Raw genomic sequence first — 12476 nt, forward strand, 5'->3', positions numbered from 1 at the left:
TCACTTAACTAAAATAGGGATTGTTGAAATCTGGTAGTCCATCACTCCCGGTATATTTTTTCCATTTTTCAGGAGAAACAGCTCTAAACCCTGATGATTTATTCGGTAGCGGAATACCATCACTATCGAAACCGATACCCTGTTGCTCATAAAAACGTCTTACGCGTCTAGCGCCGTTTTCGCTTCTTCCTGGCGCATCAATCGGAGTAAATTCTACCTTGGAGCCTGGAGCCAACCTACCATCCGCGATATGTTGATTCATACGTGTACTGTAGTTATTTGTAGATCCAGTGTATACATTACCGTTTGTATCAGTAAACCTATATATCCCACCATCAGAAGGCGCGTCTTTACCTGAGTTGATCTTTGTTTCTGACTTAGTCCCAACAGATGGACATTGCGCTAACCCTAGCGGATCCACCCATTCGAGCGGGTTGTGCACATAGGCCTGCGGCCGCGTGCCCCCTGCCAACCCTATCGGATCCGGACTCAGGTATTGGCAAATCTCCGGATCGTAATATCTGTGCCGGTTGTAATAGAGCCCGGTTTCCCGATCATAAATCTGTCCCTGATAGCGCAGGTCACAGTGTAGAGGCTCATTGGCGGCTTGTTCAAGATACTTTTTCGGGGTTCCGCTGAGCCGCCATTGATGGAAGTCCTGCCATAAGCCCTGTTCGCCACGCCAGTGTATTTGTCCTTGTGGATCGCACAGTTCCCTAACATTGCCCACTAAGTCAGTCACCGCATAATGCAATTCAGGCCTGCCGGGGTCATTGGGTGTATCCAGTTGCCTTATCTGTGCCAACGGCCTGAAACTGCCGGGCTCATATAGCCACTGGGTAGTTGCCACACTGCCATCGGCATAATAACTTTGCTGCTGGCTGAGTTGATCACCCAACCACTGATAGCGGATATCGCCTTGGCTGATTTGTTGAGTGAGTGATTGCGCTGATGTTGGCTGCGTTGCTGGTTGCTGCCGGTATTTACGACAGCGGCGGCCAAAGACATCGTATTCATAATGCCAAATATCCCCATTGGGCAGACTGACACGAATGAGGCGGTCTTCTTCATCCCAATGATAGAAGCGAGTCTGAGCCCTGAAACCATCACGTTTCAGGGTTTTCTCGACCATACGGCCATTGGCATCGTAGCGGAAAACATTGTCTCCCTGACGCACTACCCGCCCGGCTTGCTGATATTCCAGTGCCTTTTCCTGGCGCTTTTTGGCGAAGTCGATAATCCGGCTATTTGAAGTGCTATTCGGGGAACTGTTGCTAAACTGGTCTTTGTTCTGCCCGTCCTCAGCCCAAGAGGCTATGGCCGTCAGTTGGAGTTCGGAGTCATAGCTGAATTGGCGCCGCTCACTGCGCGCATGCCAGGCGCTGGTGCGTTTTTCTGCCACGATTTGCCCAAGGGCATTTTGGGTAAATTCACTGCGGCCCCAGTGACCGTCTTCGATGGCGGTGATCCGGCTCAGAGCGTCATATTCATAACTGCGGGCAATGCCACCAAAGCGGCCAGGTAGTTGCTGCTCTGTCCCCTGTAGGCTCCAGGCATCCAGGTGCTGACGTTTGAGCAGTCCCTCCGGGGTGTACTCCTGTTTCAGGCAGAATCCAGCCTGGTTACTGCGACTGGTTTCCCGGCCATAACGGTCGTATGCCAGTGTCAGCGGCTCAAACCCAGAAGCGGCAATCGTAGCCAAACGGCCGTGTTGCCATGTCTGCTGTTGCTCAAGCAATAAGCCATTGGCACGAATTGGACGACCCGCTGCAGTGTATTGATACTCAATCGATTGGCCATTTTGCGTTTCAGCAATTAGCCTGCCAAGCGCATCATAGCTAAACGCCAGCTCAGACACGGCATTGCGGCCTTTAAGCAGTTGACCGGCTCCGTCGTATTCAAAATGGCTATTGTTCATCACCATTTGCTGCGAGTTACGGGTTTGCTTTTGCAGCAAACGGCCACAGATATCGTAGAAGAAATGAATGCTGCTGCCATCAGCCTGGGTTTTGCATATTACCCGGCCGGCCTTATCGTAATCGAAGCGGTTACGACGACCATCAAGGTGACGCTCTTCAACAATCTGACCGCTGGAATTGTAGTGATATCGCCACTGCTCACCTTTGCTGTTGGCAATACCGGCAAACTGGCATTCTCCGTTATAGAACAGCTGCAGTTCATGGCCTAAAGGATCGATACTGGCTTGCAACAGGTCAAACGCACCGTAACGATATTGCTGGCTGTTGCCATTGGCATCAGTCGCTTTGACCAGATTGCCTTCGGTATCATATTCGAAGTGCTGGCGTTTGCCTTGGCTGTCCACTACCCCAGTGACCAGGGCACTTTGCCCCAAATAAGTGTACTTGTGGCTCTGGATCCCTTGAAGCACCCGGCTTATCCGCCCCAGATTGTCGTATTCCAGTTTTAGCGGTTCAACGCCGGGCAAAATGACTTCGCAGGGCAGGCCTGACACCTTGTCATAACCAAAGCCGGTCTGTTCGCCATCAGCATCGATCGCCCAGGCCATTTGCCCCTTGGAGTTGTACTGCCAGTAACGGCTGTGGCCCAAGGGGTCAAGCACCGACAGCAGATTGCCGCGGCTATCGTACTCATGCTGCCAACTGGCACCCAATTCATTGGTGAAGCTAAGCAACCTGCCGGCTTCATCATACTGCCACTTAAGCTGACTGCCGTCCGCCTGGGTCAGCTCGGTAAGTTGCCCCCATTCGTCCCGCTTGAACGCCTGTTGCTCTCCCAACTGATTGCGTTGGGATACCAGTTGGTTGTCCTGCCATTCGTTGTAGGTGGTATCGCCATTGGGCAACACAACACGAATAATATTGTTGCGCTCATCCCTGTGATAGATTTTGATACCATCCAGCGGACTACGGTAATAGACAATCCGGTTATCATCATCGTAATGCAACGCATCACAAAAGCGCTTGTCAGCGCCTCTGGAGCGGATAGCCCGCCCCTGACTGTCATAGTCATGTTCAACCCAAGTGCAGCTCATGTCCTGCCAGCGCAGCAACCAGCCCTCATCTGAGTATTGGTAGTCAAAGCTGTGGCCCGGATCGGCCCGGCATGATGTCAGATATCCTTTGTCGTTGTACTCATAGGCCACCAAGGTTTTCAGCGCCTTGCCATCGGCTGTCTGCAACTCAAGGCGTTCAATACGTCGCCGGCTACCCTTCACCTTGATACGCCGACCGTCACTGAGCAAAATCCCTTTCAGTTGGCCGCGGTCATAAACAAAATGATGGCGGTTACCGCTCTGATCGCTGATGGCTGTCAGCATCAGCTTGTTGCCCAAAGCATGATTGAAGGTGTAGTCAATGCCGCTTAAATGGCGCATCACCAACAGCCCGTCGATGCGGCATAACCGCCACTGTGGCATATGAGCCGCCCGATGAGCGGCGCCTTCTTCAGGGATGACAAACAGCGCCTGGTTATACTCACCGTCAGTAAAAGTGGCCTGATCACCACTTAACACCAGGCTCATATCCCAATCCGCGCGCCAGCGTCTTCCCAACATACCGGGTTCGACATCAGGTCCTGAGTGATAGAAACGCTTAAGCCCTAGCGCCAATATTCCCGGCAAACTGAAATCTGTGCGCCAGTCAACCACATGGCCGGTAGCCATATCGATGGGGCAACCATTGGTGCATTTACCCTTGGCGCCTGGCAATGCCTGGTTACTGGCATCCACTTCAGCCGTGGGCCCACTCATATCCCGGATTTGAGCGTCTTTCCCGGCATTCAAATCCACTTCAGGATGCTCGGTCTTTTTAGGTCTGGGAGTTCCGGTCAGGCGGGTAACCACCTTGCCAATAAATTCTTTTACCTTGTTGCAGACCCAGTCCAGCATCTCTTTGAGCTTGCCGGCCATGGATACCATGATGTCGATAAGCGAACCAAATGCCTCTTTCATCAACCTGAGGATCCAATGGCCGCCATTGACCAAGGCCAGCTTGAGTCCGTCGATAATCTGTTGCAGCAGTTCCAATGCCTTGGCACCGGCATCTTTGATTTTGTCAGCAAAGCTATTGAGAAACTTCACCAGGTTTCCGTTGGATAAACCACGCAACATCTTGATGCCGGCTTGGATCGCTTCCGGACTGTTTTTGGCCAGTGCTTCAATAATGGCTTTACCGGACTTTTTCAGAGCATCACCAACACCGGGAACAAACCCAACCAGTACCAGACCACCAATGGCCCAGTGCATGGGATCGCTTCTTAGCGCTGCCTGAGTGTATGTCTGCCAGCCCCATTCACCGAGGTCGTAGATATCCATCGCCTGACCGACTACGGGGATGAAGCCCAGCGCAATTTCACAGAACAATAAAATAGCGCTGTTGTCCCCGGCCTTGCTGACCACTTCGGCGGGAAGACTGACATGAATTTTATAAATGGCCTCGCGCAATCCCATCGAGCCACGATTAATCCGATCGTTTAATTCCCAGAAGCGCTCGTAGGCGGGTTCATATTCATCCGGTACATTCAAAAACAGACTGGTGTCATCAATATCAATATGACGCTCACTGCTGTCATCGGCGTCATATTCAATGAAGCCTTTGTTTCGCAGCAGCGTGAACAGAGTGAAATACTCTCCGGCAATGGCAGCATATTCGGGCTTAACCTGTAAAACCGGGTTATTCTCTTCGGTTTCTTTGGGGCGAAACTCATCGCTCCCTTCATCAAGCAGCAGTTCGAAAGCGCCACAGGGCATTTCTTCAATCAGGCAGAGCCCTTTCCTGTCTGTCTTGCCTTCAAGCTTTTTGTTATTACTGTCAGTCAGTATGAAAGGGGCTTCGGGCACAGGTTGACCATCATCGTAGTGATAAAATATCAGTGCCGTGCAACCGCACTCGACGCAACTGCCGCGCAAGATATTATCTGTGGTGAAGTTCTGCTCTGCGGCAACTTCACTGGAGATCAACTCTGCCTTGCGATTCTGACTCATGATGCGACTTCCTTATCCAATTCGGCCTCTGCTGCGCGAAATAGCTTGTACATCCTGTCTTCGGCGCCTTGTCTGGGAGCATCGAGGATAGATTTCGCCCAGGGCAACTGACAAAAATCATCGCCAAACAGACACGCGAGCGTGAGAAACTTTATCTGCTGCTGTTTGCCACTGAATCCGTGCTGCTGGGCCTGATTAACATGCTTTGAGATAAAACTGAGGCAGTCGTCTGTGGACCATTGTCTGGTCACGGGATGATGTTGTTGCAGGTGCGTCATATAGTCACGATAAGTGATGGCTTCAGCCATCTGACGCAGCGCCTGATACTGGGGGTCAGTCAACACTCTGGGTGTGCTTTGCTGCGCTAACTGCCACTGTGAACGCTGTTTGGGTTGCCAGCGCGTGATCCCATCGGCGTTAATCGTCACCAAGGCCGCCGCCGGACCCAAAAAGTCAACGGCTTCTTCAACCGAACTGGCACTCAGCAAGGTTTCCGCTACCTTCCAGTCGGCAATGCGTAATAACTGGGTGTCATCACCGTCTGCTATCCAGGTCCAACTGCGCAAGTGATGTACCAATAGTTGCAGTTGCTGAAGTGGCGTGTAGGCCTGCATATCGCCTTCCAGCACCCAGGCCACTCCCCAACCGGGCTGGCTACATATTTTTTGCTGCAACTCGGCCCAATTACTACCATGAGCCCGGATAAGACACGGGGACAATGATGCGTGCAGCCTGCCCAGTTCCCCCCAATAGAGCCGGTTGAACTCGGGAGTTTCAGGAAGCTGTGATTCGGCTATACCTCTCACCGCTTCATTGAGTGTTGGATCTGCCAGCAAAAACACCGAGCCATTGACCAATAGCTGCCGCCATTGCTGTTCATCGAGTTGTTGTTGCTCTAATGCTGCTATTGCTACCACATCCCTGTCCTCTGGCTATTGCTCCAATGGAGGCAACCAATCATGAAAATCCATATCGCGACCGAGCGCCGCATCATTGCATACTTTTTGCTGAAAACGTCTCAGCGCCTTTCGATAATCACCATCCGTACACAAGGCCAAAAACACCGGATGGATAAAGTAATCTTTCCCCCAGACGAACCTGCGCTGTGCCATGATTTCACAACTCCTGGCATCTGCATCAGCAAACTGCTGTTGTACCCGTTGCAAGGTATCGAAATAGACGGCTCTGACATCCGCCGGCGAAAATTCTCTCCTGTGATAAGGCTGTAGCCTTAAAAACAGTTGCTGACTTTGCAGTTCACGCCGACTCTCGCGCGTCAAAAGCTCATATTGTTGTTCACTGAGTTGTATTTGCTCAAAAGCGGGTTCAGCCACTTGGTTTCCGATTGCCAACAGTCTCCAAGCTGCGCCTTCAGGCAAATATAGGCCTTCCAAACCAGCGACAAAACTCCGTTGCTGTTCATCGCCCAGGGTTTGCCACAGCAATGACAGTATGGGGGCCGAAAAACTGTTAAATGGAGCGACTATGCCCTGAGGATAAAGAGCCTCAGTTCGCTGCAACCAAAAAGCAATGACTTGTTGCCAATCAAACCAGGTGGTGAACAAGATGCACCGCTGAACAGCCCCTGGTTGTTGCAGCAACCAGAGCATCAGGGTCTCACAGGGGCTACCATCACGGAGCCGTAACAACAAAGGCTGCAACCCCGGTGCCGAGGCCAGCGACGCAATGGGAAGGCTGCGCCACAGTGCTCCCGGCGCGGTACTGAGAACTGACCATTGCTCGTCAAACCCGGCGATATCAAATGGCTCTATCAAGGCATAGCAATAATGGCTTTGCCTGCCACTGATGATCTGGTGCATAAGCATGGGTTGTGCATTCCCTGACATTCAACAACATCCTTGGTTCCAACAGCGATCAGTAACCTGGTTTGCCTTCCTTAGCCCATATTGCCCGAACTTCTTTCGGTGAAAGCGGTGGAAAGCTAACCCCCTTCTCTTCAATAAACTGTTTGGATTTCATCAACCACTCGTAGTTGTCCGAAGATGACGATACCAGCCCACGGGACAGCTTTTTATGTATATTCCAGGCTAAATCCGCACCGGTATCGTTACGGTGGGTAAAGTCGGCTCCATGCTGCAACAGGAAGTACACCATTTCAAAGTCGTTGATGGCAGCAGCGTATTGCAAGGCGTTACTTCCAGGCCCATCGACAGCATTCACATCTGCATCGTGATCCAGCAGGATCTCAACAGCCTCCTTATTGCCTTCTCCTACGGCCTGAAACAAGGCGGGCTCTTGATTACGATCCACACTGTTGGGATCCCCACCGGCCTCAAGTAACATTTTCAGCCAATCAGTATCCTCATTCCCGGCTACAGCCGTAATCGCATTGTCACCATTCGCTCGCTTAAAGTTAGCGTCAGCCCCAAGTTTGAGTGCCAAAGCCACCGCCGCTTTATCCTGCTGTAAAATAAGCCATAGCAGAGGGGTAATATCTTCGTCACCATGAATATTGAGGTCTTGTCCATCAGTTAACGCCGCTCTGGCCTCTTTTTCATGGCCTTGCTGAATATGCTGAAGTACCGTCACCATTTCCGGCTTAAAAAACTGCTCAGCATCCATCTGTTTTCCTCCTACACCACAGGCACTCAGTACACAGGTTAAAACCACGCCTAACCAGGTAACACATCTTTTCATCTGGCAATCCTCTTCAGGCTGCTTGAGTCAAGGTTGTAATATCTTCACGTTTTTGAGCTTCAATACCGGCAATAACCTGGTCCATTCCATGCCTTGCCACAGGGTTCCCACCGGCAATACTCTCCAGTTTATGCATTTCTCCCGGCGCACTTGGAAGCGTATCCCGAGCCATCAAGATACCGCTGGCCAACAGTCCAAGACCTGTACCAACTGGACCAAACAGGCTCCCTATTCCCCCCAGAAGCCCAGGCAATAACACTCCACGCCACTTCTGTACCCCGGTCAATACTTCGCCATTGACCGCCTGGGTTTGGATAAGCTTATCGATTTCAGCAATAGGCAGACCACCTCTTCGCTCCATGGTTTTGGGATGCAACCCGGCTGCGTTAAAGGTATACCCGTTTCGACCTGTCACGCCAACCGCGCTGGCTGCTAAACCGCCGCCCAGTGAATGGCCAACAATCGTAAAATCATCCAGTGAGTCATCCACCATATCGGCCAGATACATGGCCTGATTATATTGTTTAGTCTCCCCTCCGGAGCCCTGTTTCAGGTTGGTTGGCCAATCTTTACCACCAGTCACGCCGTTATTGGTTCCCCTGAACGTCAACATGGTTTCGTCGTTGATGGCTGATTTGAATAGCCCGGCGCCGAAACCGGTCTCTTTGTCCGAGAATACGGCATCCTTCAATCCCGGAATTTTGCTGGTATCCACAGCTTCCAGCCCCAAAGGCGGCTCAGGTAGTTCGCTGATGTGTCCCCGCTTGAATTCATCGACACGATACACATACTGGGCAGCTTCTGCTCGCAGTATATTGTCGTTGTTGAAAGCCAATCTTTCCGACGCAGCCTTTTTGGCCGCCGATGCCGAGCCCGCATGACTTTGGCTCAATGCTTTACGGGCTTCATATCGCGCCTTGCGCTCAGCAACACTGTTGACCGGGTCATTCAGAAAAGACACCATCTCGCCGGCATCAGCCCATTGCATCACAGGCAATGCGGCTAAAGGCAGCAACTTGATGAAGGGTGCATTGTCTTTTGCCGCAGCCTCACCACAGGGATGCTCTGTCGACTGGTATGGCGTATCACCAATTAAGACGTCACCGGATCCTGCGGCTACCGAACCTCCACACCCGACAGCATCACCGTACCTGGCAGCCGCTTTACCATTGATGGACACATTCGCAGAGCCGGCAGAGATACTACGACCATGAATGCCATGTGGCATTTTGGGACACGGACAGGCGTGAAACAGGACCGAATCTCCCTTTCTGGCCGCAGGGATACCATTGATGCTGACATCACCGCTTCCAGCCGTTATCGGTGTAGCGGGAAAGCATCCATGTCCTGCACAGCTATCGCCAATTCGGGCTGCTTTTGGCATACAGTTTCTCCCTTAACGCCTATCAGCCAGATCGGGCTTGGTTGGCTCAGCGGGCGCTTCCGGATCGACAGCTTTCGGCTCCGTTGCGGTGCCAGGCGATCCACCTTCATTGATTTTGACTTTATTTCCGGAAATAGTGACGCCACCTGAGTCCAACTTGATAAAGCCACCCGGCCCCTTGATGGTCAATTCCTGACCTGCATCCAGCACAATGGTTTTTGCTTTCTGAGAACTGGCATTACCAACCTTAATCAGCAGATCTGCACCAATAATCCGTTCATCAGAAGCCGCGATATTGGTTTGGTTGCCCCCATCAATGCGAGTGATAAGCCCTCCCCCTATATAGCGCTTCATCGCACCGATTATCTTGTGAATGAAGTTCCGCCCGACCAACAACTGATGATCTCTGTCTGTCTTGGCAATATCGTCCTGCGCAACCTGGGTATGGCGGTTGTTTTTCACCAGTTGGAACTGATCCTGACCTATGGTGATATGCTCATCCAAGCCAATTTCAGTTCGCTTGATGTTATTGATGACGCTATCCATGTCTTTTTGGGCATGGAGATAGATCTGCTCCCGGCTGGCCTCATCCTCAAACCTCAGTTCATTAAAACCTTCACCTTTATGGGTTTGAGTTTTGAACAGTGTTCGGGTCTTGTGGTTAGGCAGCAGGTACGGGGTTGGATTGGCAGCATGATAAGTGCGGCCGGTAATGATAGGTTGATCCGGATCGCCTTCAAGAAAAGAGACTATCACTTCATGACCAATCCGCGGGATGGCCATAAAGCCATACTGGCCACCGGCCCAACCCTGGCTAACACGAATCCAACAGCTGCTCTGCTCATTTGCCTGGCCATATCTATCCCAAGGGAACTGCACTTTAACCCGGCCATATTTATCACAGAAGATCTCTTCATTTTTAGGCCCTACCACGGTAGCCATATGAGGACCCGTGACCAAAGGTTTGGTCTTGGGCATAGCCAACCAGGGAAGGTTACCCTCTATCGCATGAAAACCGTTTTGATATTGGGTCGGGGTAGTGTTGTTGGTTTCCTCTGCCGCAGCGCCCTGTACGCCATGATGTTTCACAGCCACCAGCAGCCAATCACGGTTGAACGCGGTATCCGGATGCTCGGCAAGGTTCATTTTCACTCCGGCACTGGCCGTCACAATACTTGATTGCCCTACGGCCGTTTCAGTGTCGTTGCGCAAGGCTTGCAATCTGGCCGGTGTAAATAATCCCCCCTGAGCATCATCCTTGTAGCGTCCGGGGTAATCAAAATGCTCGTATTTATCCCCTGCTGCCGCTTGATGGAATGCCAACCGCTTGGCGGTTTCTGTTTGTAAAAAGCTATAAGCGGGCTTTTTGAAGCTGTAATCCTTGAGTTCGGCCTTGGCACTCGCCAGTTGCTTGGCGTAACTGAAGCTGCGGACAAAAGGCACTTCGCTGTCGCCGCCGCTCAAGGCGTTATAGGGGAATAGTTGTTTGGCCGCTGGCAGCTTGCTGGTGGCATCACAGAAAATCAGCGTATGTTTGTCTTCACTGAATTCGAAATACCAGAACACCCCGGCCTCAGCCGCAAGACGGGTGATAAAGTCAAAGTCCGACTCCCGATACTGAACACAGTATTCGCGCTTTTCCGACTCGTAGCGTGCATCCCAACTGAAGGCATAATCACTGATACCCATTTCATCAAGCAGGGTGCTGAAAATCTGTTTGAGGGACTTTTCCTGAAAGATACGGCTGTTTTGTCGCAGCCGCAGCCGCGCCATGGCAGGTTCCATGGTCAGCCTGTATTGGGTATGTTTATGGCCTGAGTCTTCCTTGGCAAAGCGGCTGACTATGCCGTGAAAACTCCTGACTCGAACACCGTCCTGCCAAATACTCAAGACGCCATTCTTATCGACTATCTGCTCGGCAGTAATATCATCCCTGCGGCTCAGTAATATCAACTCTCCCATGAAGGGCGAGGACAACTGCTCATCAAAATCAAACGACAGCAGGTTGAAACTATCGTCCGCCTCCGCTTCTGCCTTGAAATGAAACCGCAAACCACTGCCAAGATAAAACATAGCCGGTATCCTTGTTCGAGTTCGTCCTGACTCTAATCCGATAGAATCACTCTTTTATTGCCATTGAGACGCTACTTGGAAAAACCTTGTATCAGATAGCAGAATGTATGCGGGCAAACGCCCGCATACATTCAAGCAAATCAGTCGTTGACTGAATTATGCTTCGATGGGCTTACGCCAATCGTCGGCACCAGAGGTACCGGCGCTGACGTGATCCCAGTCTATCTTGCGATAGGCCATGGACACTTCAACCAACTGAGTAAAGTCGGCTTTGTTGGGATCCTGACAGTGAGGCATATGACAGTTGATATCAATGATGGTGGCGCCTTCCAGCTTGGTCGTGAAGAAGTGCTCTTGCTTACCTTCGATAGAAGTGCGGTACCACTTGAGCTCAACCTTGGTCAGTTTCTCACCGGAAGAGAGTGAGTTGTACATCAAGGGAACGGCTTTGTTCAGCGCGACGGTGAACTTGAACGGCTTGTGCACACGCTGACCGGAAGGCATACCAGACTGAGGATCGGTTGGCACAGTCACAATGTGATTGAACTCCTGAACCAGCATCTCGTCTTCATGACCTTCCACAAAGATGTCACCGACGGATTCCGCAGTAAAGGCGCCGGCAGTGAGGTTGCCCTGAGTTTGGCCTTCGATAGAGATATAACATGGTGTTGGCATGATAAATTCCTTTTTAAAAATTCAAAGAGGTTTTGGATAAACCTGTTTGATGAAGAGCAACTCTCATGCCAAAACATAACACCCTGATTTACAATGAATACATAAAATGCCTTTTCATGCTGGGCAATTTCTTGCCCAGTTCCGGGCAATTTTTTGCTCAGCGGGCAATTTTTTGCCCGGTAAGCATCCAGATTTTTGATAGGGCGCAGCGACTGTAAATGAAACTTTGCTGCGTCACCATAAACGCTAACTCGAACGTTGGGTATTATGGGCAATCACAATCATATCAAATAGCACTAACGACCTTGACCTATCCATCAAATCTCAAGGCATTCTGTATCGAAGGTCATCGCAAGTAACCTCACCATCATTACATGCGTGTGACCCATACCAACATGGTTCTACTTATCAATTGAGAAGCCAGCAAAGTTTAATCCAAACCTCAAACTGGAAAGACGTACGAGACATGGCCGATAAAGCGCTGGATGATCTATTACAATATTACGAAAAAGTATATCTTTCCTCGAAGTTGATTTCGAACTGACAAAACCAGATTAGTCCTTAGTGGCAAAACAGGAAATTACTTGGCCCTCTAGAACGACTAGTTCAGATGAAATCTCTACTGTAGGGTTAGGCAGGCATGTCTTGTCAGTTGAGCAAGCGTTGAGCATTATGAATCGGTAAGTTATTACACTTAGGCACAATTTGATCTCACTCATCATC

At 50.9% G+C, this 12476-nt stretch carries 7 protein-coding genes; all 7 read right to left on the bottom strand.

Annotation, left to right across the window (positions count from 1 at the left end):
* Nucleotides 1-4 precede the first annotated feature (4 nt).
* The 7 genes from ACSHSR_RS13995 to ACSHSR_RS14025 all read right to left on the bottom strand — a co-directional run bounded on the left by ACSHSR_RS13995 (nucleotide 5) and on the right by ACSHSR_RS14025 (nucleotide 11753).
* Nucleotides 5-4963 carry an RHS repeat-associated core domain-containing protein gene (locus ACSHSR_RS13995; protein ID WP_317058433.1) on the bottom strand — a complete coding sequence of 1653 codons (4959 nt, stop codon included), beginning with the start codon at nucleotides 4961-4963 and terminating at the stop codon, nucleotides 5-7.
* A complete protein-coding gene (locus ACSHSR_RS14000) occupies nucleotides 4960-5880 on the bottom strand; it encodes a DUF4123 domain-containing protein (RefSeq protein WP_317058434.1) in 921 nt (306 codons plus the stop codon). Before ACSHSR_RS14000 ends, ACSHSR_RS13995 begins: the two co-directional genes overlap by 4 nt.
* Before the next feature lie 15 nt (nucleotides 5881-5895).
* Nucleotides 5896-6573, bottom strand: a complete 678-nt coding sequence (locus tag ACSHSR_RS14005) for a hypothetical protein (protein ID WP_479630851.1) — start codon at nucleotides 6571-6573, stop codon at nucleotides 5896-5898.
* Nucleotides 6574-6838: 265 nt separating this feature from the next.
* A complete protein-coding gene (locus ACSHSR_RS14010) occupies nucleotides 6839-7546 on the bottom strand; it encodes an ankyrin repeat domain-containing protein (RefSeq protein ID WP_317058436.1) in 708 nt (235 codons plus the stop codon).
* Nucleotides 7547-7634: 88 nt separating this feature from the next.
* Nucleotides 7635-9005: a Tle-like phospholipase domain-containing protein gene (locus ACSHSR_RS14015; RefSeq protein ID WP_044734146.1), complete on the bottom strand. Its 1371-nt coding sequence runs from the start codon at nucleotides 9003-9005 to the stop codon at nucleotides 7635-7637.
* Between the two features lie 12 nt (nucleotides 9006-9017).
* Nucleotides 9018-11078 carry a type VI secretion system tip protein TssI/VgrG gene (gene tssI, locus ACSHSR_RS14020; RefSeq protein WP_317058438.1) on the bottom strand — a complete coding sequence of 687 codons (2061 nt, stop codon included), beginning with the start codon at nucleotides 11076-11078 and terminating at the stop codon, nucleotides 9018-9020.
* Between the two features lie 156 nt (nucleotides 11079-11234).
* On the bottom strand, nucleotides 11235-11753 hold the full coding sequence (locus ACSHSR_RS14025; RefSeq protein ID WP_039035438.1) for an Hcp family type VI secretion system effector: 519 nt from the start codon (nucleotides 11751-11753) through the stop codon (nucleotides 11235-11237).
* Nucleotides 11754-12476: the final 723 nt, after the last annotated feature.

This window comes from Shewanella sp. VK101 (genome assembly GCF_056497865.1).

Bases quoted from the DNA above. Each gene is read 5' to 3' on its own strand.
- ACSHSR_RS13995 (WP_317058433.1), bottom strand. From the start codon at position 4,963: ATGAGTCAGAATCGCAAGGCAGAGTTGATCTCCAGTGAAGTTGCCGCA.
- ACSHSR_RS14005 (WP_479630851.1), bottom strand. From the start codon at position 6,573: ATGCTCTGGTTGCTGCAACAACCAGGGGCTGTTCAGCGGTGCATCTTG.
- ACSHSR_RS14010 (WP_317058436.1), bottom strand. From the start codon at position 7,546: ATGGATGCTGAGCAGTTTTTTAAGCCGGAAATGGTGACGGTACTTCAG.
- ACSHSR_RS14015 (WP_044734146.1), bottom strand. From the start codon at position 9,005: ATGCCAAAAGCAGCCCGAATTGGCGATAGCTGTGCAGGACATGGATGC.
- tssI (WP_317058438.1), bottom strand. From the start codon at position 11,078: ATGTTTTATCTTGGCAGTGGTTTGCGGTTTCATTTCAAGGCAGAAGCG.
- ACSHSR_RS14025 (WP_039035438.1), bottom strand. From the start codon at position 11,753: ATGCCAACACCATGTTATATCTCTATCGAAGGCCAAACTCAGGGCAAC.